Source organism: Leifsonia shinshuensis (genome assembly GCF_022606355.1).
GTDB classification, from domain to species: Bacteria; Actinomycetota; Actinomycetes; order Actinomycetales; family Microbacteriaceae; genus Leifsonia; species Leifsonia shinshuensis_B.
The window spans coordinates 313,348-339,359 of the sequence record NZ_JAHHZQ010000004.1 but is presented as its reverse complement, the minus strand read 5'-3'; the positions used below and the strand labels follow the sequence as shown (position 1 = coordinate 339,359).

The following is a 26,012-nucleotide window of genomic DNA, read 5'->3' as shown; positions in this document are numbered from 1 at the left end:
GCTGGGGGTCTGGGTCAGGGGTCGCGCGGGTGCCGCACGACGTCGACGACGGTCTGCGCGAGCGCGACGGCGGCATCACGCAGTGCCCGCTCCGCGTCCGGCCCGACGCACGCCGCCGCGAACTCCGGCTGATGGTTGGTGGCCGGGAGGCTGTTGACTCCGACGTACGGGTGGATGGCCGGGACCACCTGCGAGACGTTGCCCATGTCGGTGGAGGCGCGGTTCATCTTCCCGGCTCCAGAGGTGTCGAACGCCCGCCCGAGCGCGGTCGCGTTCGCGCGATAGAAGCGGAGCGCCCGCTCGTCGTTGCGGAACTCGGAGTAGGGCTTGCTCTCCGGCGTGATCGTGAGCGTGGTCCCGGAGGCCAGCGCGCCGGCCTCGAAGCAGCGGTTCACCCTGCGTTCGACGCTCTCCAGCTCCTCGAGCGTCTCGGCGCGCACATACCATCGCCCCTCTGTGCGGTCGGGGATGGCGTTGGGCGCCTGCCCGCCGACGGTCTGGATGCCGTGAACGCGCGCCGAGTGCGGGAGCTGCTGGCGCAGCAGGCCGATCGCCACTTGCGCGACGACGAACGCGTCGTTGGCGTTCACGCCCTCCTCCGGGTAGGCGCCGGCGTGCGCGGCCTTGCCGTCGTACCGCACGTGCGAGTGCGCGACGGCGAACGGCCGGGCTTCTGCCACGTCCACCGGTCCGGGGTGCGCCATGACCGCCAGGTCGAGCCCGGCGAACGCGCCGCGGTCGAGCAGCTCGATCTTGCCGCCGCCGCCCTCCTCGGCCGGAGTGCCGTAGACCTCCACGGTGATGCCGAGCTCGTCGGCCAGGGGCGCCAGCGCGGAGGCGACCCCGACGGCGATCGCGGCGATGAGGTTGTGACCGCAGGCGTGCCCGAGCCCCGGCAGCGCGTCGTACTCGGCGCAGACGCCGATGCGCACAGGGCCGGAGCCGGCGGTCGCCAGGAACGCGGTCTCCAGGCCCAGGTAAGCGGGCGTCACCGCGAAGCCGCGCGCGGTCAGCGCTTCGCGGAGCCGGGCCGCCGAGCGGTGCTCGTTCCACGCGGTCTCCGGGTCGGCGTGCAGCGCCTCCGACAGCACGACCAGCGCGGGGAGGTCGGCGTCCACGAGCTCGCGCGCACGCTCCTTCAGCGCGTCGACCTCCGCGACCGCGAGGGTCTCACTCATCCCCGGGCACCCCGTAGCTCGGTGCTCCGGCCGGCATCAGCCCGCGCAAGACGTAGGCGTCGCGCTGCGGCAGCCAGGTCTCGACGAGGATCTCGTCGAGCAGCTCCACGGGGTCGTCCGCCCAGTCGACGCGGAGGTCGGTGACCCGCCAGCCGGCGTCGCGCACGACCGCGACGCCGGCCGAGTGCACCGGCCCCTCCTCGCCGCCGGCGGCGATCGCGGCCTTCAGTGCGGCCAGCAGGCGCACCTCCAGCTCGCCCGACGCCGCCTCGAAGGCGTCCACCATGAGCTGCGGGAGGTCGGGCCTGGCGAGCATGTTGCCCGCCGCGACCGCGTGCGCCGACTGCGCCTGGCCGTGGTGGCCGAGCACGTGCGAGCCCGAGTGGATGGCGGAGCGGCCGTCCCGGTCGATCACGAGCAGCTGCCGGTAGTCGATGTCGGGCGTGGAGTCGACGACCCACGCCAGCACCTCCTCGACCGGCCTGCCGTCGCGCAGCCCGTCGATCAGCTGCGGACCGAGCCGCGGATCGGTGACATTCTGCGAGTGCGCTCCCCCGACGCCGTCGGCGAGGCTGACGCAGCGCGCGGCGACGGCCGGCGACGAGGAGCAGATGGCCGAGCCGATGGCTCCTGTGCCGTCGACGGCGAGGATGGAGAATGTCATCGGACGAACCCTGCGGAATCCGAGATGACCGCCGTCGCGTCGATCTCCACCAGCCACTCCGGCCGGGCGAGCGCCGAGACCACGATTCCCGTGGAGACCGGGAAGACGCCCTTCAGCCAGCGACCGACGACGCGGTACACGGCCTCCCGGTAGCGCGGGTCGATGAGGTAGATGACGACCTTGACGATGTCGTCGAGGCTCGAGCCCGCCTCCTCCAGCAGCATGGCGATGTTCGCCATGGCCTTCTCGGCCTGGGCCTCCACGTCGCCGATGCCGACGGACTCCCGCGTCTCCAGATCCTGGCCGATCTGGCCGCGCAGATAGACGACTCCGTTCGCGACGACCGCCTGGCAGAGGTCGTTGTCGAGGTTCTGCTCCGGGTAGGTGTCCCTGGTGTTGAACGGGCGGATCCGGGTGTGGGTCGGCATCAGAGAACTGCTCCTTCCGCCGCGAGCGCGGCCTGCTGGTCGTACGCGAGGTACCCGCGCTGGATCTGGATCTGGTCGGCGATGTGGCGGGCGTCGTGCCAGACGCCCCAGATGAAGCTGGACCCGCGGCGCGACTGCCACGGCAGGCCCAGGAAGTAGACGCCGGGCTCGGTGGAGACTCCGCGCTGATGGGCCGGCCTGCCGTTCTCGTCGAACGCGTCGACCTGCAGCCAGCCGTAGTCGGTGCGGAAGCCGGTCGCCCACACGATCGTGGTGATTCCTGCCGCCGCCAGGTCGAGCTCGAGGACGGGGTCGGTGAGGCTCGCGGGGTCGGCGCCGAGGATGCGCGCCTCCGGTTCTTCCGGCAAGTCGAGGCCGTTGCGGGTCACGTAGGCGTCGGCCTCGTCGAGCAGCGCGAACAGGTTGGCGTCGCCGGCGGCGACATTGCGGGCGAGGTCGGGAGCGAACCGCATCCGGCCGTCGACGAATGCTTCGGTGCGTCCGACCAGCGTGATGCCCGAAGCGGCGAGCTCGCGGAAGTCGACGGTGTGACCGCCGTCGGCCCCGCTCACGGCGATGGTGACGTGCTCGGCGCCCTGGGGAGGTGCCGAGAGGTCCCACTTGCCGAGGACTCCGAGCCACCAGACGAAGTCACGGCCGCGGTAGCGGCGCGGAGGACGGTCGTGCGGTCCGACGGACAGCCAGACCTCACGGCCCGACCGGCGCAGCTCGTCGGCGATCTGCACGCCCGACGACCCGGCGCCGACGACCAGCACGCCGCCGTCCGGCAGCTGAGCCGGGTTGCGGTAGTCACCGGAGTGCAGCTGCGTGTGGCCGGAGTCCGCCGGGACGACCGCCGGGATGACCGGGACCTGGAACGGCCCGGTCGCTGCGACGACGTAGCGTGCCTGCACCTCCCCGTCGGAGGTCTGGACGGTGAACCCGGGCCGGTCGCTGTTGCGCACGACGCGGGTGACCTCCACCCCGGTGCGGATCGGGGCGTCGATGAGTCTCGTGTAGGCGACGAAGTAGTCCGCCACGTCCTCTTTGGGGGCGAAGTCGTCCGCGCCGACGGTCTCGAACTCGAGCTTGGGGAAGCGGTCGTGCCAGGCGGGGCCGTTGGCGACCAGCGAGTCCCAGCGTCCCGAGCGCCAGCGCTCGGCGATGCGCCCCTTCTCGAGCACGAGGTGCGGGATGCCGCGGTCGGTCAGATGATCGCTCATCGCGACGCCGGCCTGGCCGGCTCCGACGACGAGGACCTCGATTTCCTGGCTCGACATGCTGATCTCCTTCGTTGAACCGTGAGCTGATCCGTGGCGGAACGAGCGGTGCCGCGGCCGGTCCAGTCATTGTCAGCAGCCGCAACGGAATCTGTAAAACAATGAGAATCGACGAATCGAATCACTGGAAGTGATGCCTCGCGTGGTTCGCGCGCGTGCGCATCTCCGGCGTGAACGACTGCCTTCGAGCATGGGTGGCCGTCGATCACTTCGATCGATGCACTTCAACGCTTTTCGCCGCTCGTTTCGATGCACTCACCGTGCGTACTCTTCCGGCATGACGATCGACACAACCGTCCGCATCGACGGCAGGGCACTCATCGGCGGCGACCGGGTCGACGCGGTGTCGGGTGAGACCTTCATCACCGTCAACCCCGCGACCGGCGCGGCCCTCGCGGAGGTCGCGAAAGGCGCCCCCGCGGATGTCGACCGCGCCGTCGCGGCCGCCCGTGCTGCCTACGACAGCCGCGCGTGGAGCGGTCTCGGCGCCGCCGACCGCGGTGCGGTGCTGCGCCGCCTCGCCGATCTCATCGAACGCGACGCCGAGGAGCTCGCCCTGCTCGAGTCGCTCGACATGGGCAAGCCGCTCTCGCAGACGCGCACGGTCGACGTGCCGGGAACCGCGGCGACGTTCCGCTGGTACGGCGAGCTGGCCGACAAGCTGACCGACGAGGTCCCCGCCACTCCCCCGGGAGCCACCGCGATCGTCAGCCGTGTCGCGCTCGGCGTGGTGGCCGCGATCGTGCCGTGGAACTACCCGCTCGACATCGCCGCCTGGAAGCTCGCGCCGGCGCTCGTCGCCGGCAACAGCGTCGTGCTGAAGCCCGCCGAGACCACGAGCCTCACGGCCCTGCGACTGGGCGAGCTCGCCCTGGAGGCCGGCCTTCCGTCTGGTGTGCTCAACGTCGTCCCCGGGCCGGGTTCGGTCATCGGGCGCGCGCTCGGCCTCCACCACGACGTCGATGCGCTCACCTTCACGGGGTCGACCGCCGTCGCCAAGAAGCTGCTGACCTACGCCGGCGAATCGAACCTGAAGCGGCTCAGCCTCGAGGCCGGCGGCAAGAGCTCCAACCTGATCTTCTCCGACGTGGAGGACCTCGCGCTCGCCGCCGAGAAGGCTGCGTTCGGCGCGTTCTACAACCAGGGCGAGGTCTGCTCGGCGAACTCGCGCATCTTCGTCGAGCGACCCGTCTACGACGAGTTCGTCGGGCTCCTCTCGGCTGCTGCGGAGGCCTATCGGTCGGGCGACCCGCTCGACCCGGCCAGCGGCAACGGCGCGCTCGTCTCCGAAGCGCACGCCGACGGTGTCGCGGAGGCGATCGCCGTGGCGGCGCGCGACGGCGAGCTGATCGGCGGCGAACGCATCGAGCGCGACGGCTCGACCGCGTTCATCGACCCGGCGATCGTCGCCGGCCTCCCGCTCTCGCACCCGCTGCACCGCGACGAGATCTTCGGGCCACTCGTCGTCGTGCAGGCCTTCGACCACGAAGACGACGCCGTGCGCGCGGCCAACGCGACGGACTACGGTCTCGCCGCGTCGGTCTGGACCTCCAGCCTGTCGCGCGCGCACCGGGTATCCGAGCGACTGGTCGCCGGCACAGTGTCGGTGAACACCGTGGACGCGCTCGGCTCGACCACTCCGTTCGGCGGGTTCAAGCAGTCCGGCTTCGGCCGTGACCTCTCCCGGCACGCCATCGACAACTACGTCGGCCTGAAGACCACGTGGTTCCAGCACGACTCCCACGGCCCGGCAGCGCTGGGCGCATCGTGAACCTCGACCGCGCCTTCCACCAGGCTCCGTAAGTCAGCCCACCCCCACGAGAATGTCAGGACGAAGGAGTCCCCGATGAGTTCATCCACCCGGAACGATGCGAAGCTCGCGACATCGAGCATCCGGGCCCAGCGGTTCCACAAGACGCTCGGCCGGCTCGACATCGTCTTCCTGTCGATCGGCGCTGTCATCTCCATCGACACCGTCGCGCAGATCGCCGCGGGAGGAGGCGCCGAGGCGTTCACCTGGACCGCCGTGATCGGCATCACCTTCCTCTTCCCGTATGCACTGGTCATCTCCGAGCTCGGCAGCACCTTCCACGACGAAGGCGGCCCCTTCGTCTGGGTGCGGCTCGCGTTCGGCAAGCTCACCGGGGCGATCGCGACGCTGTTCTACTGGATCACCAACCCGCTCTGGATGGGCGGCTCGCTGGTGTTCATCTCCGCGGCGACCTGGGGCGCGTACATCGCACCGCTCCCGGAGGGCAGCGTGGGCGACATCGTCTTCAAGCTGGTGTTCATCTGGCTGGCCATCGGCACGGCGATCATCGGCCTCCGCTACGGCAAGCACATCGTCGCCGCAGGAGCCGTCGTCAAGATCGCGCTGCTGCTGGTCTTCGTCGTCACCGTGGTCGTGTACGCCATGAGGAACGGCGTGCACGGGTACGCAGCCGGAGCCTTCTCGCCGACGCTCGGCGGCTTCCTCGCGGTTACGCCGGTCATCCTCTTCGCCGTCGTCGGATTCGAGGCTCCCAACGGCGCGGCCGAAGAGATGCGCAACCCGCAGAAGGACGTCCCCAAGGCGATCACCTCCTCCGGAATCATCTCGATCCTCTGCTACCTCGTCCCCATCTTCGCCATCCTGGCCGTGCTCCCCGCCGACAAGGTGCAGGGCGCCAGCGGCCTCCTCGACGCCTTCAAAGAGGTCTTCTCGGTCTACGGGATCGCCACGGGTCCTGTCATGTTCGTCGCGGCCCTGCTGTTCGTGTTCGTGGTGCTGACGCAGGCGAGCGCGTGGATGATCGCCTCCGACCGCGTGCAGGCCGCCGCCGGCGCCGACGGCGCGTTCTTCCGCTACTTCGGCGTGTTCTCGAAGCGGTTCGGCACCCCGGTGCGGATGAACCTGCTGTCCGGGATCGTCGCCACAGCCTTCTGCATCGCGGCGACCGTGCTGCTGAAGGGCAGCACCGCGGCCGTGTTCACGGTCGTGCTGACCGTCGCCATCTCGACACTGCTGCTGTCGTACCTGGTGATCTTCCCGTCGATCATCCGGCTTCGCCGGAAATACCCGGACATCGAGCGCCCCTTCCGCGTCCCCGGCGGTCGCGCCGGGCTGTGGACCGCCGTGGTTATCATCTACGCCTGGGTGCTCCTCGGCTCGTGGGTGGCGGTCTTCCCCGGATCGCTCGAGTCGCTGTTCGGCCTCAAATACGACTTCGTCGACACCTGGGGCGTCGACCGGCCGACCTTCGAAGGCTTCACCGTCGGCACGCTGATCGTGATCACGGTCCTCGCTCTGGCCGGCTACTTCTGGCAGCGGGCGCGCGACCGCCGCGTCGCCCCGGGCCCGGAGCTGCTGCTGGAGCCGGTGCGCGACTGAGGCGGCGGCGTCGGTAACGGAGGAGATCCGACTCCGGGGTGCTCACAAAGCAGTCAACGGAGGAGATCCGTGGCTGTCGGGGCCGGATCTCCTCCGTTGACTGCGAGGGCAGGTCAGGCCTTGATCAGCTCCGCCGCCCGCTCCGCGACCATCATCACCGTGATGACCGGGTTCACCGACGTCAGCGTCGGGAACACCGACGCGTCCGCGATCCGCAGCCCGTCGATCCCCCGCACCCGAAGCGACGGGTCCACCACCGCGAGCTCGTCGTCGACGGCGCCGATCCGGCACGTGCCGCTCACGTGGTAGACGGTCTGGTGGATGTCGCGCTGCACGGCCGAGATCTCTTCACTGGTCTGCACGTCGGGGCCGGGGAACACCTCCCGCACCAGGTGGCTGCGCATCGGCTCGGTCTCCGCGATCCGTCTGGCCAGGCGCACGCCGGCGACGAGCATCCGCTCGTCGTGGCCGGAGGCGTCGGTGAAGTAGCGGTAGTCGATCACCGGCGGCTCGTCCGGGTCGGCGGAGGCGATGGTGACACGGCCGCGGCTGTGCGGCTTCGCCACGTTCGGCGCGATCGCGACGATCGTCGACGGGAAGGACACTCCGCGCGCCCGCGGGTGGTCGATGACCGGCTCGACCGGGAAGTGCATCAGCACGTCGGCCCTGGTCGGGTCGCCGTCGACGCCGACCATCGCACCGGCGTCCCAGCCGGAGGCGGAGATCGCGGGCGGGGCCGACACGGCCTCCCACACCACGAGACCCTCGGCGTGGTCCTGGAGGTTCTCCCCCACGCCCGGCAGGTCCAGCACCGTCTCCACCCCGGCCGCCTCCAGCACCGGGGCGGGGCCGATGCCCGAGAGCAGCAGCAGCCGCGGGGTGTCGATCGCCCCGCAGGCGAGAACGATCTCACGACGTGCCCGCACCGAGTGCAGCTCGCCGTCGGTGGAGCGGAAGAGCACCGCGACCGCACGGCCGTCCTCGACGACCACCCGTTCGGCGCGGGCGCCGGTGATCACGTCCAGCGATGCCCGGGTGTCCATCACGTCGTGGAGGTAGTGGATCGAGCTCGACCCGCGCACGTTGGTCTGCGGGTCGTAGCCGACCTCGAAGAAGCCCGCGCCACGCGCCAGCGTGTCGGTGCGGCCGTCGTTCCACCGCTCCTGCAGGGGAAGGTCCAGGGCCGCGCCGGCCGCAGCGACGACGTCGGCGACGAACGGGTTGCGATCCCGCCGGCCCACCGGGTGGATCGGGATGCGCAACCGGTCGAAGTACGGCTGGAAGCTCGCAGCATCCCACCCGGTGGCCCCTGCCGCGACCCACTCGTCGAGGTCGGAGGCCGGCGGTCGCCAGGCGATCATGGTGTTCGCGGTCGAGCACCCGCCGAGGATGCGCATGCGCGACTGCCGGATGCTCGAGTTCCCTCGCTCCTGGGGCACGCTGCGATAGTCGAGGTCGTACTCGCTCTCGATCATCTCCTCCCAGCGCCGGATCGACCGGGCCCTGCCCTCGTCACGGTCGCTGGGTCCCCACTCCAGGAGGCCGACCGTCGCATCGGGATCCTCAGAGAGACGAGCGGCGACGATGCCGCCCGCGGTGCCGCCGCCGACCACCACATAGTCGTACTCGGCGGCGGCAGGGGTGGTGGTGGCGGTGCTGGTGGTCATTCTGCTCCTGCGGTTCCGATGGTCGGGGCGAGAGGGGTGGAGGCCGCATCGACGGCGGCGAGTACCGGCGGCTTGGACGGCGCGAACTTCATCAGTGCGTAGTAGAGCGGGCAGATCACGGCGAGGCCGACGATCCACGAGATGTCGACACCGCCCAGGGCGGTGGCGATCGGGCCGGTGTAGAACGCGGTGCTGAGGAACGGCAGCTGCACGAGGATGCCGAGCACGTAGCAGATGACCGCGTTGCGGTTGACCCGGCCGTAGATGCCGCCGTCCTGCCGGAACAGCGAGGCGATGTCGTACTTGCCGTGCTTGACCGCGTAGTAGTCGACCAGGTTGACGGCGGTCCACGGGATGAGCACGCACAGCAGCAGGATCATCAGGTTCGACAGGTTGACCAGGAAGTTGGCCGAGAACGCGAAGCCGAGCACGAGCGCGACCAGGAACAGGATCACGGCGATGGCGCCGCGCGTGACGGCCCGCGGGATCCACTTCGGGAACAGGGTCTGGCCGATCGTGATGATCGCGAGGCTGCCGCAGTAGAGGTTCATCCCGTTGCTGACGCTGATGCCGACGCCGAACACGAGCATGGCGAGCCCGGCGATCCCGGGCACGAGGGCGCTCAGCCCGGTCGCGACGTCGTCCTTCGGGAAGGCGGCGCCGACGATCGAACCGAGGACCATGGGGATGACGGAGCCGAGGACGCAGCCGGCGAACGTCGCCCAGAACGCGGCGCGCACCCCGGTGTCCTTCGGCATGTAGCGCGTGTAGTCCGACACGTACGGCGCGTAGGCGATCTGCCAGAGCGCCGCCACCGAGATCGTGCCCATGAAGCCGGTGGCGGTCACCGAGCCGTAGCCGAGGGCGCCGGCGGGCAGAGTGCCTGCGGCGAAGATGTAGATGAAGACGAGCGCGATGGTGAGGCCGGCGACGACGCTCATCACGGTGCCGAAGACGTGAAGGAGGCGGTAGCCGAACACCGCGCCGAACACGCTGATGAGGCCGACGAGCACCGTCGACCAGAAGGCGCCGAGGTGCGTCAGCGAGTCGAGCGCCTGGCCGCCCAGGATCACGTTGGAGGCGAAGAACGCCACATACATCCCGACGACGATGACGACGACCAGGAGGCTGCCGTACGACCCGAACTGCGCCCGCGTCTGCAGCATCTGCGGCACGCCCATCTGCGGGCCCTGTGCCGCGTGCAGCGCCATCACGACCCCGCCGATCAGGTTGCCGACGACCAGGGCGACGATCGCCGCCCAGATCGGGAGGCCGTAGACGGCGGTCGCCAGCAGCCCTGTCGCGATCGACAGCATCATGATGTTGCCGCCGAACCAGATGGTGAACAGGTTGCGGGCTTTGCCGTGCCGCTCGTTCTCGGGGATGTAGTCGATGGTGCGGGTCTCGACGCCGAGGGCGTCGCTGCGGGCCTCAGTGCTCATGGGTGTGCTCCTCGTTGTCGCTTGGCATAGAAGCATCTGCTGCTTTTCCGCATCAATCAACTAAGGTTGCCTGAAGCACTGCATCACTTCGGGAGATACCGCACCAGAGGAAACAGAGCTGAAACACCACCGTAACCGGAGGTCGCCGATGAGCAAGAAACCGGACGTCACGCTGGCGCAGCTGCGCTACTTCATCGAGGCCGCGACGCACCTCTCCATGACCCGCGCCGCGGAGGAGCTCTTCGTCGCCCAGTCGGCCGTCTCGTCGGCCATCGCGCAGCTGGAGCAACAGGTCGGCGCGCAGCTCTTCATCCGGCAGCGGTCCCGCGGCCTGACGCTGACGCCCGCCGGCCAGCAGTTCCTGGGCGACGCCCGCGCCCTCCTGCTCAACCTGGAGGAGGCGCTCGACACCGCGCGCGGCATCGACAACCAGGTGCGCGGCACGATCCGCATCGGCTGCTTCGTCACGCTCGCGCCGTTCATCCTGCCCGCGATCGTCAGCCGCGTGCGTGCGGAGCACCCCTATCTCGACGTCGAGGTCGACGAGCTCGACACCGACGGCGCCAGGGCGGCGCTGCGCAGCGGTCGCGTGGAGCTGCTGATCGGCTACGACTTCGGCTTCGGCAACGACATCCGCACGGCGGTACTGTCGGACGCGCCGCCGCACGTCATCGTGCCGGCCGATCATCCGCTGGCGGCCTCGCAGCAGGTGTTCCTGCGCGAGCTCTCGCGCGAGCCGATGATCCTGCTCGACCTGCCGCACAGCCGGGAGTACTTCCTCGGCATCCTCGCCGGCGCCGGTCTGCAGCCGGAGATCCGGCACCGGTCGCTGAATTACGAGACGGTGCGCGCCTTCGTCGCGCACGGCCACGGCTTCTCGATCCTCAATCAGCGGCCGCAGCACGACCTCAGCTACGACGGCGAGCGGGTGGCGGCCCTCCCGATCGCCGACAGCGTGCCTGCGCTGCCCGTCGTCCTCGCCGCGATGCGTTCGGTGCGGGCCACCGCGCGGGCGCGGGCGGTCGGCGACATCGCGGCGCAGGTGGTGGCGGAGGCGCTGAACCCGGCGCCGTCCCGAGCGTGAGCGCCGGCGCGGATCCCGGGATCGTCTCGCGCACTGCATCTAGCGCGCTGATGAAGTGATCCAGTCGAAGCTATTTGCATGATCCACGGTCGCACCCGAGACTGTTCGGATACGCGAAGGGACGCCGATGACGAGTCTGCACATCACGAACGCCCGTATCGCTCTCGGCGACGGGCGCTGGCAGGACGGCGGTGTGCTCGTCCGCGACGGCGTCATCGCGGCAGTCGGTCCCGACGCCGACCTGGCCACCCGGCGCGATCCGGACACGGCGGTGCGGGACGCGCGCGGCGTCTCCCTCCTCCCCGGCTTCCACGACACGCACGTGCACCCGCCGATGGCGGGGAACTCCCTGCTCGGCATCGACCTCATGCCGGTGCACGGCGCCGACGCGTACCTGCGGATCGTCGCCGACTACGCCGACGCGCACCCGGAGCTAGAGACGATCGTCGGGGTCGGCTGGTACGGCGACGTCTTCCCGGGCGGTCTGCCGACGCGCGGCCTCCTCGACGCCGTCGTGCCCGACCGGCCGGTGATCCTCACCAGCCACGACGGCCACGGCGTCTGGGTGAACACGCGGGCACTGGAGGCCGCGGGCGTCGGCCACGGCGCCGCCGATCCGACGGGCGGGCGCTTCGTGCGCAACCCGCGGGGCGAGCTGACCGGCGTGCTCCTGGACACGGCGATGCAGGCCTTGGACCCGATCCTCCCGGAGCCCGCGCCCGGATCCCTGGAGGAGGCCATCCTCACGGCACAGCGCCGCCTGCACTCGGTCGGCGTGACGACCTGGCACGACGCCGCGGTCGGCAAGAGCGAGCTCGGTCCCGACTCGCTCGACGCCTACCTGAATCTGGAGGCGCAGGGCGCCCTCACCGCCCGAGTGGTGCTCTGCCAGTGGTGGGACCGCGACAGGGGGTTGGAGCAGCTGGCCGACCTGGAGGCCAGGCGGACGCGAGTCGCCCGCACCCGGCGGATCTCCGCCCACGTGGTCAAGATCATGCAGGACGGCATGATCGAGAACCACACCGCCGCCCTCCTCGACGACTACTCCGACGCTCCCGGCGTGCGCGGCGACTCGTTCCTGCCTCCGGAGGAGCTCGCGGCGGTCGTCGCCGAGCTCGACGCCCACGGCTTCGACGTCCATCTGCACGCCGTCGGCGATAGGGCCGTGCGCGAGTGCCTCGACGCGCTCGCCCACGCCCGCGCCCGCAACGGCTCGACGGGAGGCCGGCACCAGCTCGCGCACCTGGATGTGGTCGACACCGCGGATCTCGGCCGGTTCGCCGCGCTCGATGTCACGGTGAACGCGCAGTTGCTGTGGGCACGCACCGACGTCGAGATCGTCGAACGCAAGCTTCCGATGATGGGCGAGGACCGCGCGGGCCGGCACTTCCCGTTCGAGACGCTTCGCGCGCACGGGGCCCGCATCGTCGCGGGCAGCGACTGGCCGGTCTCCGACCCGAACCCGCTCTGGGCGATGCACACCGGCACCACACGACTGGCGCCCTCCACCGACCCGCACGCGACCGGCCTCGCGCTCACCGACCCGTTGCTCGCCGCCGAAGTTCTGCCGTTCGCCACCGTGCTCGACGCGTATACGGGCACGGCAGCGTGGGTCGGACGATTGGAGGCCACGACCGGCCGATTGGAGGCCGGCCTCGCCGCCGACCTCGTCCTCCTCGACCGCGACATCTCGGGTGGCGAGGGTCTCGACACCGCCCGCGTCACCGAGACCTGGGTCGCCGGCCGCTGCGTGTACACCGCCGAGACGTAGCAATCGCGGGAGTCCCGGCCCGGTCTCCCGCGCCTGCTCTCGTCTCGGGCGGGGCCGTCCTAGCGCGGCAGGAGAGCGTGCAGGAGGTCGGCGTCCCACTCCCCGGTACTCGGGTCGACGAGGCCGAAGCTGGGGCCGTAGGACCAGTATCCCCAGGCGAATCCGTGCTGCTCGGCGAGCTCCCGATTGAACGCGGTCCACCGGGATCGCGATGCGGCGTCGGCGTTGTTCGTCGTGCCGAACTCGCCGATGAACACCGGAAGGCCCGTCGTGGCCGCGAACCCCGCCACAGCCCCGTAGCCCGCCTCGAGCTCGCCGCGCTGCTGGGCATCCCCCTCCCAGGTGGTGCCGATCCAGGAAGCGGGGTCGCCGAGCTCGGTCGAGCCGAGCCAGGTCTCGCCCTGCATCGTGAAGCGGATCGGCCAGTACTGGTGGAGGTCGACGATCACATTCTCCTCCCCCGCCGGCAGCCGAAGCCGCTCGAGGAAGCGCGCATTGTTGTAGCCCGCCGGCCCGACGAGGAGCGTCCGCTCGGGATCCTCGGAGCGGCAGACGCGGATGACGTCGGCCAGCAGCTCGTTCCAGTTCGCGTCGAGGGCGCCGGAGGGCTCGGCCAGCGGCTCGAGGGCGACGGTCGGGCCGGCGTCCGCGATCAGCCCGGCGAGGGATCGGACCCCGACCAGCGCTCGATCGCGCTGGCCGGCCGGATCACGCATCAGGTCGGGATCGAGCTGGTTGGCGACGGCGATCCCGAGACCCGTGTCTTCTGCGGTCTCGACCGCGGAGCGGATACCCTCCAGCGCCTCCGCGTCGAGCCGGTCGCCGTCGCGGTGCGCTGCGAGGCTCACGACGAGTCGGACGCCGGTGAAGCCCGCGTCGGCGCAGCGCGCGAACAGTTCGCGGGTCGCTATGACCGTCCACCCCCGCTCCGCGTCCGCCCCGAGATCCAGCCCGATGTTCAGTGTCTTGCGGAGGCCCTCGTGCACCGCCGTCCGCCGAGCGAGTGTCGACATCGCCCTCCCTTTCATGGATTTCGACTATTCGAAATCGACTATACGGCTTTCGAGTAGTATCGCACGATGCCGATCTCCCCTCTCCGCAATCCCGTGGCAGTGATCGTGCTCGGCCTGCTGAGCGAGCAGTCGCTGCACCCCTACGCCATGCGCGCCCTGATGAAGGAGCGCGGGTACGACCGGCTGACTCGGCGAGGCGAGACCTCCGTCTACGACGTCACCGTTCGCCTCGTCGATCACGAACTGGTCGCCGTCGAGGACTCGTTCCACGACGGCCGCCGCCCGCAGCGCACCGTCTACCGGATCACGACGGCCGGACGGGCGACCCTGCAGGACTGGCTTCGCGCAACGCTGGTCGACCCCGAGTCGCGCGATTCGTTCACCTCAGGACTCTCATTCATGTACTCCCTCCCCCGCGGGGAGGTGATCTCCTGCCTGAAGGAGCGCTGCGCGCGCCTCGCCGAGCTCATCGCGCGCGCGGACGCAGGCGTCGCGGGAGCCCTCGACCAGGGCGTGCCCCCGATCTTCCTCTCGGAGGAGCACTACGCGCAGGCGCTCCGCCGTGCGGAGCTCGACTGGCTGCGCGCGTTCGTCGCCTCGGTCGAGAGCGGAGATCTCGACTGGCCGGAGCCTGCCGCGGCCGCCCCGGCGTGATCGGGCAGGGTGGTGGCATGCCCGATGTGGCCGACTTCGCCGGGGCTTCGACGACTAGTCGGCCCAGTCGACTGAGGTGAACATCGCTCCTGTGTCGGTGAAGGAGGAGATCGAACCTTCGACTTTCGCTGCGATCGCACCACTCGAGGTGATGGCACCTGTCTCGCCGGTCGCCGGGATCGAATAGTCGGCGTGGAACGTGACCTCTCCGGGCGTGGATGTCGTCACCGGCCAGCACCCTCCGGCGCTCACGTCAGCCGTCGTGGGAACGCGGCATCCGAAGTCCCAGTCGCCGATCGCGATCGTGGGACGAGACTGCACCTGCCAGGACGGGTTGGTCCACACCTCGCCGGGTGCGGCGCCAGAACTCAAGGAGAACGAGCACTGCGCCGGGTGGAATGCGGGGTCGGCGACGCAGTCGTCGAACCACGCTTCGGCGGCGGCGGTGGCCGCATCCCTGCCTTTCGCCGTCAGCGTGGCGGGGACCCGAAACGTGTCGTCGCCGCTGAATCCGGCGACGGGTAGCACAGCACTCGGGAGCGTGAACCACGGCGACTGCGATGTGATGGCGAGTGCGTACGTGCCAGGAAACGCGTGGATCCGCTTGACTGCGCCCTTCCAACCGAGGGGGACCCCGGAGAGGGTCGCATCGACGCGGCCGGGCGCACCCATCGTGACCTCCACCGTCGCAAGGCCCACTGGCCGGAGTTTCCACGAATCCACGCCAAGCAGACTGATCGGGCTTTCGCTTCTGGCCAGTTGGAACGTCGCTGTCGTCTGGCCGCTCTTCTGCTGGATGCGCGCTTCGACGGTCGAGCCGGCTCCGGTCGTGCGTGTGCGGAGAATGCGGAAACCGGTCATGCGATCGGTCGCATGGCTGTAGGCCTTGTCGGTGAGCAGAACCTCCGCAGGGTTCGCTGCACGCCCTTCCATCCGTAGCGCGATCGAGATCTCACCGTGTTGCACATGCGACAAGTAGGCCGAGACGACCGCCGACGGCTGCGAGGCCTCGCGGGCGCTGACGAGCATCACCATGACGGTGATTCCCAGCCCAAGGCACAGCGCCGTGGCGAACGCCGCGATCGCGATCCACAACCGCGGGCGCACCGCCATACCATTCCCCCTGATCGAAGTACTGCGACCCACAGCATAGTGACGAATCACCGGCCGCCACGCGTCGAACCTCCGGTGCACGGGCTCGGGCCCGGTGGACCCTGGGGAGCGGTAGCGGTCAGGCGGCCCACTGCCCGGCGAAGGCGTGCAGGCCTTCCGGCGAGATGGCGAAGCGCACCTGCTGGCCGGCGGTCAGGGCGTCGGCCTCCTGCGACAGCATCGTGACGGGGATGCGAAGCTCACCCGCGGCGATCTCCGCACGTGCGAACGGGCCGAAGAAGTCGATCGCGCTGAGCAGACCCGTGGCGGTGCCGGCGGTGGACGCGGCGTCGTCGCCGACGATACGCACCCGCTCGGCCATCACGAGCACGTCCACGCGGTCGCCCTCGCGGAGGTCGTCCTGCGCGGTCCTCAACGACAGTCCGCCGACCTCCACCGTGGCGGAGGGACCGGAGCCGTGGACGACGCCGGTCCCGAGGGACTGTCCGCCGAGGAACTGCGCCACGAACCGGTTGCCGGGTGCCCGGTACATGGACTCGGGGGTGTCGTTCTGCTGCACCACGCCGTGGTCGAGCATCATGACCTGGTCGCCGAGGTCCATCGCCTCCTCCTGGTCGTGGGTGACCATGACGGTGGTCAGCCCGGTCTCCTGGTGGATGCGCTTGAGCTCACGTTGCATCTCGCCTCGGATCTTCTTGTCGAGCGCCGAGAGCGGCTCGTCGAGCAGGAGCAGGTCGGGGGAGGTGACCAGGGCACGGGCGAGGGCGACCCGCTGCTGCTGGCCTCCGGAGAGCTGTGCGGGCGAGCGGGCGCCGAAGTCGCCGAGGCCGACGAGGCCGAGCATCTCCTCCGCCTTCCTCTTCGCGGTCGAGCGCGGTGTGCGGCGGGCACGGAGCCCGTACATCACGTTCGACTGAACGGACAGGTGCGGGAAGAGCGCATAGTTCTGGAAGACGAAGCCGATGTTGCGCTTCTCCACCGAGAGCCGGGTGATGTCGCGCGATCCGACGCGGATGGCGCCCTCGTCGGGCTCCTCGAGGCCGGCGATGATGCGCAACAGGGTGGACTTGCCCGATCCGGAGGATCCCAGCATGCAGCAGAACCGGCCGTCGCCGACGGTGAGGTCCAGCGGTTCGAGGACGCGGGTGCCGTTGAAGGTCTTGGACACGCGCGAGACAGTGAGCTCGGCCATCAGTTTCCTTTGTTCGTGGAGGTGGTGAAGAGCTTGGCGGCGTTGCCGGAGAGCCAGTTGAGCGCGACGACCAGCAGCACCGTGCTCAGGATGATGATCGTCGCGAGCGCATCCACGTCGGGGGTCACGCCGAGGCGCACCATCGAGTAGATCTGCACGGGGAGGGTGGAGACGCCGATCGGCGCGAGGAAGAGCTGGATTGCGAAGTTGTTGAACGTGATCACGAACGCCAGCAGGCCGCCCGCGATGATCGACGGTCCGATGAGCGGGATGGTGATGGTGAGGAACGTGCGCAGCGGGCCTGCACCCAAGGAGTGGGCGGCCTCGGCGTAGTTCGGGTCGAGGTCACGCAGCCGACCGGAGACGATCAGCACGACGAACGGCAGCGAGGTCACGATCGACGCCAGGATCAGCCCGAGCGTGCTCGACCCGAGTCCCAGCCAGCCCAAGACGACGACGAAGCCGGCGGCGAGGATCAGAGCGGGCACGGTGAGAAGGGCCAGCAGGAGGCCGTTGACCGGCAGGGTGACGTACGCCTTCGCGCGCGCCATCCCGAGTGCCAGCAGCGTGCCGACGACGACCGCGAAGATCGTCGCCTGCGTCGCCAGGTTCAGGCTCGTGACGAGTGCGTCGACCAGCGCTTGGTCGTGGGCGAGGTTCGCGTACCAGTCGAGCGTGAAGTGGAACGGGAACGTCCCGTACCGGGACTGGTTCACACTCAACGCCGTCATCGCCAGCAGGGGCAGTGCCAGAATCACCAGCACCACATACAGCCAGATCTTCATCAGCCGCGGCAGAGCGGTGGTCTTCATCGGAGCACCCCTTCGGTGGTCAGTGCGTCTTCGGCGATGAGGGTCTGGGCCGCCGCCCGTTCCGCCTTGGGCCGGCCGGCCTTGGAGACACCGGAGAGCGCGTTGCGCGACCAGGTCAGCAGGCCGGTCACTCCGCCGACGATGGCGAGCGAGGTCACCAGCAGCACGAGCGACATCGCCACGGCGAACTGCTGGTGGACGCCGGCGGAAAGCTGCGCGGAGATCGTGTTGCCGAGCATCTGCCCGTTCGGGCCGCCGAGGATGGCGGGCTCGGCGAACGCGCCGACAGTCTGCACGAACGTGAGCGCGAAGTTCACGCCGATCATCGTGGTCGACAGGGGCCAGATCACGCGGGTGAACACGAAGCGCTTGCTCGCGCCGAGGGTCCGGGAGGCCTCCAGCACCGAGCCGTCGATCTGCTCGGACGCCGAGTACATCACCAGGATGGCGGTGGGAATGGATTCCTGCACCAGCATCAGGATGTTGGCGGCCGGCGTGTACATGATCGACGCCTGCGGGTCGGCGACGCCGATCGCCGAAAGCAGCGACATGACGGGCCCACCCGCCTGCACGAGACTCACGAACCCGTAGATCAGCAGCAGCTGCGACGTGATGTACGGGATGATGACGAAGCCCAGGATCAGCGGCTTCGCCTTCGGACCGGTGTAGCGCGCCAGCGCCCACGCCGCCGGCCACGCCAGCGCGATGCTGAGCACGGTCACGCAGAACGCGATCAGCAGGGTCCGGCCGAGCAGTGACATGTACACCGGGCTGCCGAACATCTGGGCGAAGTTCTCGAAGGTGAGACTTCCCGCGCCGTTCGTGAAGCCGATGACCAGCAGGGCGATCAGTGGCAGCAGCGCGAACAGGACGAGGAGGATGCCGCCGGGCGTGAGCAGGAAGCCCGTGCCCAGGGCCCCCCTGGCCCGCCGCCGGGGACGGCGGGCCAGGGACAGCGGGGCGGTGGTCATCAGGATCCGGCTTTCACCTGGGTCCAGGCGTCCAGCCATGACTGCAGCCGGTCGGCGGGCTCGGGCAGCTGCAGGGCGAGGCTCGAGATCTTGTCCGGGTTCGCCTGCAGACGGTCCAGCGTGGCCGGCTCGAGCGCGTCGACGACGGCCTTGTTGGCCGGGGCGGGCGACGCGTCGGCGGGGGTGTTCGCCCACTTCGTGAGGAAGTCCTTGCCGGTCATGTAGTTCAGCCATTTGTAGGCGAGGTCGAGGTGCTGCGTCTTCGCCGCGATCGCCCAGTTGTCGATCCAGCCGACCGCGCCCTCCTTGGCGATCTCGTACCTGAACTTCTCGGTGCCGGTCGCCTTGCTCGAGATCAGGCCGCCGATGGCGTCGGAGTTGGCGATGCCGGCGACGATCGAGCCGCTGGCGATGCCCTTGGCGAGGTCGTCGGTCGATGCGTAGAGCAGCTTCGCGTTGTCCTTCAGCTTCTGCAGCGCCGGCGTGACCTTGGTCATGTCGGGGTTCTGCGGGTCTTCACCGAGGTACAGCGCCGTGATCGGCACGAGCACGTTCGGGTCGTCGATCAGGGCGATCTGGCCCTTGTACTTCGGGTCCCACAGCACGCTGAGCGAGTCGGGAGCCGGGGTCACCTTGCTGCCGTCGAAGAACAGGCCGGTGCTGCCCCAGGTCCACGGCACGCCGTAGAGCTTGCCGTCTTTGCGGATCTCTTTTCGACCGGAGAGGTCGGAGTAGTAGTCCGAGTAGTTCGTGAGCTTGGAGGTGTCGAGCTCGTGGAAGATCCCGTCGTCGATGCCCTGGCCGATGTACTGGATGTTCGGCAGTGCGACGTCGATGGCCCCGTTCGCCTTCTGCACGAGCTGGAGCTCGTTGGCCTCCGAGTCGATGTACTGGAACTTGAGGGTCGCACCCGTCTCCTTCTTGAAGTCGGTGGCGACCCAGGGAAGGTCGGCGCCGTAGCCCTTCCAGATGGCGACCGTCAGGGTGTTGCTGTCGCTGCCCGATGCGCTCGGTGAGAGCGAGCACGAGGTCAGGGCGACGGCTGCTGCCACGGCTGCTCCGACGGCGATGCTGGTCCGTCGTGCGATGGAGCGGCGCCGTTGCCCTTTGGTGCTGCGTGATTCTGTCACGTCTTTCTCTCCTTTGTGTGTGGTGCTGGTGGTCCACTCCTGGCGGGTGGGGGCGGGGTCAGAGGATGCCGGCGGTGGTGTCCTCGAGGTAGGTGCGGGCCGCGATGAGCTGCCCGACCGGGTCCGACGCGGCATCGAGCTCGAGCAGGATGCCGCCCTCGTAGCCGATCTCGGCGAGGGTGCGCGCGAAGGCGGGCCAGTCGACGATGCCCTGTCCGGCCGCGCGGAAGTAGGGGCGGTGCCGGTCGAAGATGTCGCCGTCGACGAGCGCCTTCTCGCGGAAGGCACCGGCGGCGTCCTTCCAATGGGCGATGACGACGCGCTCCCGGTGCCGGGAGACGAGCTGCACCGGGTCTCCCCCGCCGAGCACGATGTGGCCGGTGTCGGGGCAGAACGCCACGAGGAAGGGGTCGGTGAGCAGCAGGAACAGGTCGACGTCGCGCGGGGTCCAGAACACCGAGTGGCTCTCCGTGTGGAGGGCGAGCGTCACGCCGTGGCGGGCGGTGATCGCTCCGACCTCGTTGGCGATGTCGGCGATCGGGAGGGCCGTGGCCAGGTCGACGGGGGCGAGGTTGTCGCCCTGCGCGTTGTTGCGGCGCATCGGCAGCCCTGCGACGAGGTAGGCGGCGCCGAGCTGTGCGAGGAACGCCGACTCGGTCTCGGCCGCCGCGAGGATGGCTTCCCGGGTGGTCGGGTCGGTGACGTCGTCGGCGTGCTCGATGTCGGCGAAGTAGGCGCTGACCACCGAGAGCCCACGGGCGGCGACTTCGGCGGCGAAGGCCTCGGCCGAGCCGAAGGCGGCGATCGCGGTGAGGCGGTCGGCGGGGGCGAACGTCATCTCGAACTCCGCGATGCCGGCCTCCTGCAGTGCGTCGAGGATCCGGTCCCAGACCTGGCGCGGCTCGGCGGCGGCGAGTGACTCCAGCTCCTCACGGGAGGAGACGCCGTAGAAGGCGGGGTCGAAGAAGGTGATCAGATCGACGCCGAAGGCGCGGGTCGTGACGGGGGCGGTGGTGGTCATGCGTTGGCCGTCTCCTTGGCTGTCGCGGAGTTCCAGGTCACGGTGGAGGGCGCTGGTCGCTCGCAGGTGGTGGTGAGGGTGTGGGCGCCGTCGGTGCCGTTCGCGATCGCGTCGAGCACCTCCAGCACGTGGAGGGCGAAGTCTGCGCTGGTGCGGAACGGCTCGCCGTTCAGCGCGCCGGCGAGATCCGCGACGCCGGGTCCGCGCAGCGGGAGGAGCTCTTCGATCACGCCGTCGGTGAAGCCGTCGATCACGGGCGTCAACTCGCTCCACTCGGTGTCGCCGTGCAGGCGGACCTTCACGGTGTCGTCGTAGTTGTTCGGGTCCGGCACGCTGAGCGTGCCTTTCGAGCCGTAGAGCTCGATGAACGGGAGCCGGTGGTCCCAGACGTCGAAGCTCGCGAGCACGGTGCCGATGGCGCCCGACGCGAAGTCGAGCGTGGCAGAGGCGTGGGTGGGGATGGTCACGTCGATGGACTCGACGCGCCGGCCAGGGGTGGAAACCGGCCGGATGGTGCTGCCGATGCGGGCGCTCGCGTAGACGCTGGCGACCGGTCCGAGCAGGTTGACCAGGGCGGCGATGTAGTAGGGGCCCATGTCGAGGGCGGGGCCGCCTCCCGGCTGGAAGAGGAAGGTGGGGTCCGGGTGCCAGAGCTCGGCCTTGCTGTGGGTGACGAACGCGCTGGCGCCGATCACCTCGCCGATCAGGCCCTCGTCGACGGCGGCGCGGGCGGTCTGTCCGGCGGCACCGAGGAAGGTGTCGGGGGCGGAGCCGAACAGCACACCACGCTCCTCGGCCTCCGCCACGAGCGGGGCTGCGCTTGCGAAGGACGCCGTGAGCGGCTTCTCGGTGAACACGTGCTTGCCCGTGGCCAGCAGCGCACGGGTGACGCTCTCGTGCGCCAACGGCGGGGTGAGGTTGACGAGGATGTCCACCTGGTCGTCGGCCGCGAGCGACTCCACGGAGTCGAAGACCCGCACGCCGTACCGCTCCCCCGCCGCTCGGGCGAGATCGGCGCTGAGGTCGGTGCAGCCGACGAGCTGGAGGCCGTCGAACCGGTCCAGACCGCGGAAGTACGCTCCCGAGATGTTGCCGCAACCGACGATGCCGACGCCGATCCGATCTGTGTTGCGAGTCACGTTCGCCCTTCTACTTTGAAGCTGGGAAGCCTGTTCGCGAGCTTCGCGATCGGCTGTTGAAGGGGACAGTACCAATTATGCGAGGTGATAGCAAAACAATTTTGCGGATTGATAGCAAAACTTTTTTCGATCCCGTAGTATCAGCCTCGGCACGAAGGGGTAGACCGTATGGACCATCAGGACATGAGGCAGCGCAACGCTGCGAGCACGCTCGGCATCCTCTACCGCTCCAGCCCGGCGAAGATGACGGCCCTGCAGCGCGAGTCCGGGCTCTCCCGGCGCACGATCGAGCTCATCCTCGACGACCTCATGCAGAGCGGCTGGGTGACCGAGGTGCACTCGGCGAGCCCCGCCGCGCGACCCGTCGGCCGGCCGGCGCGCAGCTACGCGTTCCGCTACGACGCCGCGTGCGTCGTCGCCCTGCAGCTGGAGGCCGGCCAGATCCACGCGACAGTGGCCGACCTGGCGACCGAGATCCTCGGCGATCTGCGCGTTCCGCTCCCGATCAAGACCTCCCGTGCCGAGCGGCTCGCGCTGCTCGACGACAGCGTCACCGAACTCCTCGACACGGCGGGCGTCGACCGCTCGGCCGTCGTCGCGGTGACCGTCTCGACACCGGGCATCGTGCGCGACGACGGCATGGTCGACCTCCCGATGACGATGCCCGAGTGGACGGGGTTCTCGTTGAGCGACGCCGTCGGCGAGCTGTTCGACTGCCCGGTGCGGGTCGAGAACGACGCGAAGATCGCCGCGCTCGGCGAGAAGTGGTCGCGCGACGGCGAAGTGCAGGACTTCGCCTACATCTTCTCCGACAGCGAGCGCATCGGCATCGGGCTGGTGCTGCGCAACGAGCTCTACCGGGGGCGCGACGGCGCGGCAGGCGAGGTCAGCTGGGCGCGCGACCTCGGCCTCCACGACCTGGTCAGCCCGCTGCTCGTCGATCTCGCCGACGAACTGGCGCCGGGCCATGCGGCGACGCTGGAACTCGTCACCGCGGCACGGGCCGGCGAGGCGTACGCGCTCGAAGAGGTCGAGCGGCTCGCCCGTGCATTCCGCGCGAGCATCACGCTGATCGCGTGGCTGCTGGCGCCGGAGGAGATCGTCTTCGGCGGTTCGCTCGGCACCATCCAGGACCTCCTCATCCCGGCGCTCGAGAAGGAGCTGGCCCGCAACGCGCGCCCGCTGGAGGTGCGCCTGCGCGGCTCCCGGTACGGCGACGCCAGCGTGCTCACCGGCTGTCTGCGCATGTGCATCGAGTCGCTGAGCGACCAGCTCTTCACGCCGACCGGGATGGCGGCGATCGGCCCCGCACCCATCGCACCGTCCGGGAGCGACCGCGAGGACGCCGCGGAGGCGAGCTGACGCTGCGGGCCGCTACCGTGGTGGCATGCCCGACACCCCCGATTTCGTTCTCGAGCCCTCCGACCCCGCCGCCTGGCGGATCGGCCCCGACCGCGTGACCGCCACCGCACCGCCGCGAACCGACCTGTTCATCGACCCGAGCGGGACGTCCGGAGTGGCGGCCGAGTCGATGCTCAACGCGGTCACCGCGCTCGGCGATCCCGGCCGGGGCGACGTCGTCCTCTCCGCCCGGGTGTCCGTCGACTTCCGCGACACGTTCGATGCCGGCGTGCTGCTGGTCTGGATCGATGAGGGCCGTTGGGCCAAACTGTGCTTCGAGCGCTCACCCGCAGGCGAGCATCTGGTGGTCTCCGTCGTCACCCGCGGCACGTCCGATGACGCGAACGGAGAGGTCGTCGACGGCGACAGCGTGTGGCTGCGCGTCTCGCGCGTCGGGCGGATGTTCGCGTTCCACGCCTCGACCGACGGGCGCACGTGGAGGTTCGCTCGCGCGTTCACGTTCGACACCGACGAGCCGGCGCGCATCGGATTCGAGGCGCAGAGCCCGGTCGGCGACGGCTGCGAGGTCGCCTTCGACGACCTCCGCTTCGAGCGCCGCACTCTCGCCGACCTGCGCGACGGGAGCTGACCGAACGGCCGCTCCGCGTCGCCGCATCGTCAGACGGCCCGCCCTGCGGCCCCGCCCTCGACCGGCCCCGGCCCGCCCTGGATCGGCCCTGCCCCGCCCTGGATCAGCCCAGCAACGCCTTCGACCGGCCCCGCCTCGCCCTCGATCGGCGCGGCGCGCCCGGTCCTCCGGATGCGCTGCGCGATGAGCAGCCACGTCACGCCGCTCGCGACCACGAACACGAACTCGAAGAGCAGCAGAAGGCCGCCTCGCGCCGCCGGATTCACCGGCAGGCTCTGCATCAGCCCGATGAACCCGTCGAAGCCGCCGTGGGCCACGACGACCCCGAGGTACGCCAGGACCGCGCCGATCGACAGGCGGTACCGCCCCTCCCGTGCCGCGGAGAAGACCGCAGCGGCGAGCAGCGACGAGAACACCGGGTGCAGGAACGGTCCCGTCACCTGGCGACCGATGGTCACGCCGATGAAGTACCCGAGACCGTTGCCGCCGGCGTCCTGGCCCCGAGCGAACGCGTCCAGCAGGTACCCGAAGTTCTCGATCACGCTGAAGCCGAGGCCGACCGCGCCGCCCACGAAGAGGCCGATCCTGGCATCCTTCACCGGCAGCTTCCAGGCGAAGAGGAGAACGGCGGCGAGCTTCACGGTCTCCTCGACCACGCCGGCCATGATCAGCGACAGCTCGCTGGGGTGCGTGGGCGTCCCCCCGCTGGCGATGTCGATGAGGGTGTTGGCGGGCGCCGCCACCAGGGTGGAGGCGAGACCGCCCAGTCCGGCGATGAGCAGCAGGCGCGGCACGGAGAGCTTGTCGTCGGGGCGCAGCTTGTACGCCATCGTGTAGAGGATGGCGACGGCGACAGTCGCCGCCCCGGTCAACAGGAGGAACGGCGAGACCACGCTCGGGCCCTCCTCGTGCGCGTACGGTTCGATCGCGGCGAACAGGAGGCCGAAGCCGAACACCCACAGCCAGATCCCCACGCTGCCCGCACCGATGATCCAACCGCCGAACCGCCCGAGCCACTTGCGGGGCTCGCGCCGCTTCGGCACGGGCACGGGCACGGCCGGATACGTGTAGGCCGTCCATTCGGCGCCGCTCCACCACCGCAGCACGCGCGGGTCGTACGGATCGGGATACCAGCCGCTCGGGGGCAGCAGAGGCGGGGCGTAGGTCACGCGGTCAGCCTACGTTTCCGCGACGCCGGCCGCCCTCCTCCAGAACGGGCGACACGCCGTGGCGCCCGTTCGCGAACTATGACTCCACGTACTGCAGACCGACCGCGGACTCGAGGGTGGCGCCGGCGGCGTGCAGCGAGACACTCCACGTCTGGTCCCCGACGATCCCGTCGACCGTGACGCCGGCCCAGCCCTGGAAGGCCTCCACGGCTGCCCGCGTGTGCGGCCCGAAGTCCCCATCGATCCCCTGCGGGGTGATCCCGCCCCACTGATCCGCGCCGTTGGTGAGGACGGTCTGGAGGCTCGACACGACCGCTCCCGAGTCCCCCTGCTGCAGCACAGGCATCGGCCCGCCGTCCGGGAGGGCGGCCCAGGTGAGCGGGCCGACGATGCCGTCCGGGGTCAGGCCGGCGCCCTGTTGGAACCCGACTACGGCCGCGCGCGTGGCCGGACCGAAGATCCCGTCGACTGCGACGGCCAGGTCGGGTGTGCGCCGGAGCGCCCGCTGAACCCGTTTGACGGCCTCGCCGGTGTCGCCCTGCTGGACCGTCGGCTGTCCTGGATTCGCCATGATCGTCTCCCTTTCGCTGGAGGAGTGCCGCGTCGTCGGCAGCAGTGTCCCAGACCGAGCTGTCTACGGCAATGCCGGGACCGGATCGATCTCACGCCCAGCAGCGTGGCCCGCGTTCGGGGGCCAGAATCGGGCTTACCGTGTGCACATGGCGATCAGGATCGAATTGCGTTCGGCCAGCTGCCCGATCTGCGGAAAGCGCATGGACGGCACGGTCAAGATGCTCGGCAACCCCGGTCAGGCGGGATTCCGCACGGCGCCGCAGGATGTGCACTGCGCATCCGGGTGCGAGCGCGCGCTCGGGGACAACCGGGAGCGGATGCTGGGGGTGTTCCAGGAGTAGCGCCGGCCGC

Annotated in this window: 24 protein-coding genes; 8 read left to right on the top strand and 16 right to left on the bottom strand. The window is 69.9% G+C overall.

The genetic code is table 11. The features are described 5' to 3' along the window. Positions 1–14: 14 nt before the first annotated feature. Genes KNO15_RS16950 through KNO15_RS16935 form a run of 4 tightly spaced genes read right to left on the bottom strand, consistent with a single transcriptional unit; the run spans position 15 to position 3,550 of the window. Complete coding sequence (locus KNO15_RS16950; RefSeq protein WP_241704979.1) at positions 15–1,178, bottom strand: M20 family metallopeptidase; 1,164 nt, start codon at positions 1,176–1,178, stop codon at positions 15–17. Next, on the bottom strand, positions 1,171–1,842 hold the full coding sequence (locus tag KNO15_RS16945) for a DUF1028 domain-containing protein (RefSeq protein ID WP_241704978.1): 672 nt from the start codon (positions 1,840–1,842) through the stop codon (positions 1,171–1,173). The genes KNO15_RS16950 and KNO15_RS16945 overlap by 8 nt, the downstream gene beginning before the upstream one ends. Continuing rightward, positions 1,839–2,270 (bottom strand): RidA family protein, encoded by a 432-nt coding sequence (locus KNO15_RS16940; protein WP_241704977.1) that lies wholly within the window; start codon positions 2,268–2,270, stop codon positions 1,839–1,841. Before KNO15_RS16940 ends, KNO15_RS16945 begins: the two co-directional genes overlap by 4 nt. Continuing rightward, on the bottom strand, positions 2,270–3,550 hold the full coding sequence (locus KNO15_RS16935; protein WP_241704976.1) for a flavin-containing monooxygenase: 1,281 nt from the start codon (positions 3,548–3,550) through the stop codon (positions 2,270–2,272). The genes KNO15_RS16940 and KNO15_RS16935 overlap by 1 nt, the downstream gene beginning before the upstream one ends. A 277-nt stretch (positions 3,551–3,827) precedes the next feature. On the opposite strand from KNO15_RS16935, the gene KNO15_RS16930 reads away from it, so the two are divergent. Beyond that, positions 3,828–5,321 (top strand): aldehyde dehydrogenase family protein, encoded by a 1,494-nt coding sequence (locus KNO15_RS16930; protein WP_241704975.1) that lies wholly within the window; start codon positions 3,828–3,830, stop codon positions 5,319–5,321. Between the two features lie 75 nt (positions 5,322–5,396). Continuing rightward, positions 5,397–6,920: an APC family permease gene (locus KNO15_RS16925; RefSeq protein WP_241704974.1), complete on the top strand. Its 1,524-nt coding sequence runs from the start codon at positions 5,397–5,399 to the stop codon at positions 6,918–6,920. A gap of 113 nt (positions 6,921–7,033) precedes the next feature. On the opposite strand, the gene KNO15_RS16920 is transcribed toward KNO15_RS16925, so the two are convergent. Both KNO15_RS16920 and KNO15_RS16915 read right to left on the bottom strand, forming a co-directional pair. Beyond that, positions 7,034–8,587, bottom strand: coding sequence for a GMC family oxidoreductase (locus KNO15_RS16920; RefSeq protein WP_241704973.1), 1,554 nt, complete (start codon positions 8,585–8,587; stop codon positions 7,034–7,036). Continuing rightward, entirely contained in the window at positions 8,584–10,029 is a 1,446-nt protein-coding gene (locus KNO15_RS16915) for a purine-cytosine permease family protein (RefSeq protein WP_241704972.1), read from the bottom strand. The genes KNO15_RS16920 and KNO15_RS16915 overlap by 4 nt, the downstream gene beginning before the upstream one ends. A 148-nt stretch (positions 10,030–10,177) precedes the next feature. Here KNO15_RS16915 and KNO15_RS16910 point away from each other — a divergent pair, with 148 nt between their 5' ends. After that, the gene (locus KNO15_RS16910; RefSeq protein WP_241704971.1) at positions 10,178–11,113 is read left to right on the top strand and encodes a LysR family transcriptional regulator; all 936 of its coding nucleotides are present in this window, start codon (positions 10,178–10,180) and stop codon (positions 11,111–11,113) included. A 127-nt stretch (positions 11,114–11,240) separates the two neighbouring features. Next, entirely contained in the window at positions 11,241–12,884 is a 1,644-nt protein-coding gene (locus KNO15_RS16905; RefSeq protein WP_241704970.1) for an amidohydrolase, read from the top strand. Positions 12,885–12,943: 59 nt separating this feature from the next. On the opposite strand, the gene KNO15_RS16900 is transcribed toward KNO15_RS16905, so the two are convergent. Beyond that, complete coding sequence (locus KNO15_RS16900; RefSeq protein ID WP_241704969.1) at positions 12,944–13,897, bottom strand: glycoside hydrolase family 5 protein; 954 nt, start codon at positions 13,895–13,897, stop codon at positions 12,944–12,946. A 66-nt stretch (positions 13,898–13,963) separates the two neighbouring features. Here KNO15_RS16900 and KNO15_RS16895 point away from each other — a divergent pair, with 66 nt between their 5' ends. Next, a complete protein-coding gene (locus tag KNO15_RS16895; protein WP_241704968.1) occupies positions 13,964–14,551 on the top strand; it encodes a PadR family transcriptional regulator in 588 nt (195 codons plus the stop codon). 54 nt (positions 14,552–14,605) lie between these two features. Here KNO15_RS16895 and KNO15_RS16890 read toward each other — a convergent pair whose 3' ends face one another. From KNO15_RS16890 to KNO15_RS16860, 7 genes are read right to left on the bottom strand one after another with little or no spacing between them, the layout of a single operon-like run. Further along, positions 14,606–15,745 carry a hypothetical protein gene (locus KNO15_RS16890; RefSeq protein ID WP_241704967.1) on the bottom strand — a complete coding sequence of 380 codons (1,140 nt, stop codon included), beginning with the start codon at positions 15,743–15,745 and terminating at the stop codon, positions 14,606–14,608. Between the two features lie 37 nt (positions 15,746–15,782). Further along, positions 15,783–16,856, bottom strand: coding sequence for an ABC transporter ATP-binding protein (locus tag KNO15_RS16885; RefSeq protein ID WP_241704966.1), 1,074 nt, complete (start codon positions 16,854–16,856; stop codon positions 15,783–15,785). Then, positions 16,856–17,668: an ABC transporter permease gene (locus KNO15_RS16880; protein ID WP_241704965.1), complete on the bottom strand. Its 813-nt coding sequence runs from the start codon at positions 17,666–17,668 to the stop codon at positions 16,856–16,858. Before KNO15_RS16880 ends, KNO15_RS16885 begins: the two co-directional genes overlap by 1 nt. Then, complete coding sequence (locus KNO15_RS16875; RefSeq protein ID WP_241704964.1) at positions 17,665–18,639, bottom strand: ABC transporter permease; 975 nt, start codon at positions 18,637–18,639, stop codon at positions 17,665–17,667. Before KNO15_RS16875 ends, KNO15_RS16880 begins: the two co-directional genes overlap by 4 nt. Beyond that, positions 18,639–19,769, bottom strand: a complete 1,131-nt coding sequence (locus KNO15_RS16870; protein ID WP_241704963.1) for an ABC transporter substrate-binding protein — start codon at positions 19,767–19,769, stop codon at positions 18,639–18,641. Before KNO15_RS16870 ends, KNO15_RS16875 begins: the two co-directional genes overlap by 1 nt. A gap of 58 nt (positions 19,770–19,827) precedes the next feature. Then, positions 19,828–20,790: a sugar phosphate isomerase/epimerase family protein gene (locus KNO15_RS16865; protein WP_241704962.1), complete on the bottom strand. Its 963-nt coding sequence runs from the start codon at positions 20,788–20,790 to the stop codon at positions 19,828–19,830. After that, positions 20,787–21,929, bottom strand: coding sequence for a Gfo/Idh/MocA family protein (locus tag KNO15_RS16860; protein WP_241704961.1), 1,143 nt, complete (start codon positions 21,927–21,929; stop codon positions 20,787–20,789). Before KNO15_RS16860 ends, KNO15_RS16865 begins: the two co-directional genes overlap by 4 nt. A gap of 183 nt (positions 21,930–22,112) precedes the next feature. On the opposite strand from KNO15_RS16860, the gene KNO15_RS16855 reads away from it, so the two are divergent. Together KNO15_RS16855 and KNO15_RS16850 are read left to right on the top strand one after the other, a co-directional pair. Then, positions 22,113–23,291 (top strand): ROK family protein, encoded by a 1,179-nt coding sequence (locus KNO15_RS16855; protein WP_241704960.1) that lies wholly within the window; start codon positions 22,113–22,115, stop codon positions 23,289–23,291. A 25-nt stretch (positions 23,292–23,316) separates the two neighbouring features. Continuing rightward, a complete protein-coding gene (locus tag KNO15_RS16850; RefSeq protein WP_241704959.1) occupies positions 23,317–23,919 on the top strand; it encodes a DUF1349 domain-containing protein in 603 nt (200 codons plus the stop codon). A 29-nt stretch (positions 23,920–23,948) separates the two neighbouring features. Here the strand turns inward: KNO15_RS16850 and KNO15_RS16845 are convergent, their stop codons facing one another. Continuing rightward, positions 23,949–25,088 carry a PrsW family glutamic-type intramembrane protease gene (locus KNO15_RS16845; protein ID WP_241704958.1) on the bottom strand — a complete coding sequence of 380 codons (1,140 nt, stop codon included), beginning with the start codon at positions 25,086–25,088 and terminating at the stop codon, positions 23,949–23,951. Positions 25,089–25,164: 76 nt separating this feature from the next. Then, positions 25,165–25,659: a peptidoglycan-binding domain-containing protein gene (locus KNO15_RS16840; protein WP_241704957.1), complete on the bottom strand. Its 495-nt coding sequence runs from the start codon at positions 25,657–25,659 to the stop codon at positions 25,165–25,167. A 148-nt stretch (positions 25,660–25,807) separates the two neighbouring features. Here KNO15_RS16840 and KNO15_RS16835 point away from each other — a divergent pair, with 148 nt between their 5' ends. After that, positions 25,808–26,002 carry a hypothetical protein gene (locus KNO15_RS16835; protein ID WP_241704956.1) on the top strand — a complete coding sequence of 65 codons (195 nt, stop codon included), beginning with the start codon at positions 25,808–25,810 and terminating at the stop codon, positions 26,000–26,002. Positions 26,003–26,012: the final 10 nt, after the last annotated feature.

Excerpts from the sequence above, each read along its gene's own strand:
- KNO15_RS16925 (WP_241704974.1), top strand. The coding sequence starts at position 5,397 with ATGAGTTCATCCACCCGGAACGATGCGAAGCTCGCGACATCGAGCATC.
- KNO15_RS16900 (WP_241704969.1), bottom strand. The coding sequence starts at position 13,897 with ATGTCGACACTCGCTCGGCGGACGGCGGTGCACGAGGGCCTCCGCAAG.
- KNO15_RS16935 (WP_241704976.1), bottom strand. The coding sequence starts at position 3,550 with ATGTCGAGCCAGGAAATCGAGGTCCTCGTCGTCGGAGCCGGCCAGGCC.
- KNO15_RS16865 (WP_241704962.1), bottom strand. The coding sequence starts at position 20,790 with ATGACCACCACCGCCCCCGTCACGACCCGCGCCTTCGGCGTCGATCTG.
- KNO15_RS16875 (WP_241704964.1), bottom strand. The coding sequence starts at position 18,639 with ATGACCACCGCCCCGCTGTCCCTGGCCCGCCGTCCCCGGCGGCGGGCC.
- KNO15_RS16905 (WP_241704970.1), top strand. The coding sequence starts at position 11,241 with ATGACGAGTCTGCACATCACGAACGCCCGTATCGCTCTCGGCGACGGG.
- KNO15_RS16930 (WP_241704975.1), top strand. The coding sequence starts at position 3,828 with ATGACGATCGACACAACCGTCCGCATCGACGGCAGGGCACTCATCGGC.
- KNO15_RS16840 (WP_241704957.1), bottom strand. The coding sequence starts at position 25,659 with ATGGCGAATCCAGGACAGCCGACGGTCCAGCAGGGCGACACCGGCGAG.
- KNO15_RS16950 (WP_241704979.1), bottom strand. The coding sequence starts at position 1,178 with ATGAGTGAGACCCTCGCGGTCGCGGAGGTCGACGCGCTGAAGGAGCGT.
- KNO15_RS16920 (WP_241704973.1), bottom strand. The coding sequence starts at position 8,587 with ATGACCACCAGCACCGCCACCACCACCCCTGCCGCCGCCGAGTACGAC.
- KNO15_RS16835 (WP_241704956.1), top strand. The coding sequence starts at position 25,808 with ATGGCGATCAGGATCGAATTGCGTTCGGCCAGCTGCCCGATCTGCGGA.
- KNO15_RS16915 (WP_241704972.1), bottom strand. The coding sequence starts at position 10,029 with ATGAGCACTGAGGCCCGCAGCGACGCCCTCGGCGTCGAGACCCGCACC.
- KNO15_RS16850 (WP_241704959.1), top strand. The coding sequence starts at position 23,317 with ATGCCCGACACCCCCGATTTCGTTCTCGAGCCCTCCGACCCCGCCGCC.
- KNO15_RS16895 (WP_241704968.1), top strand. The coding sequence starts at position 13,964 with ATGCCGATCTCCCCTCTCCGCAATCCCGTGGCAGTGATCGTGCTCGGC.
- KNO15_RS16885 (WP_241704966.1), bottom strand. The coding sequence starts at position 16,856 with ATGGCCGAGCTCACTGTCTCGCGCGTGTCCAAGACCTTCAACGGCACC.
- KNO15_RS16880 (WP_241704965.1), bottom strand. The coding sequence starts at position 17,668 with ATGAAGACCACCGCTCTGCCGCGGCTGATGAAGATCTGGCTGTATGTG.
- KNO15_RS16940 (WP_241704977.1), bottom strand. The coding sequence starts at position 2,270 with ATGCCGACCCACACCCGGATCCGCCCGTTCAACACCAGGGACACCTAC.
- KNO15_RS16910 (WP_241704971.1), top strand. The coding sequence starts at position 10,178 with ATGAGCAAGAAACCGGACGTCACGCTGGCGCAGCTGCGCTACTTCATC.
- KNO15_RS16855 (WP_241704960.1), top strand. The coding sequence starts at position 22,113 with ATGAGGCAGCGCAACGCTGCGAGCACGCTCGGCATCCTCTACCGCTCC.
- KNO15_RS16945 (WP_241704978.1), bottom strand. The coding sequence starts at position 1,842 with ATGACATTCTCCATCCTCGCCGTCGACGGCACAGGAGCCATCGGCTCG.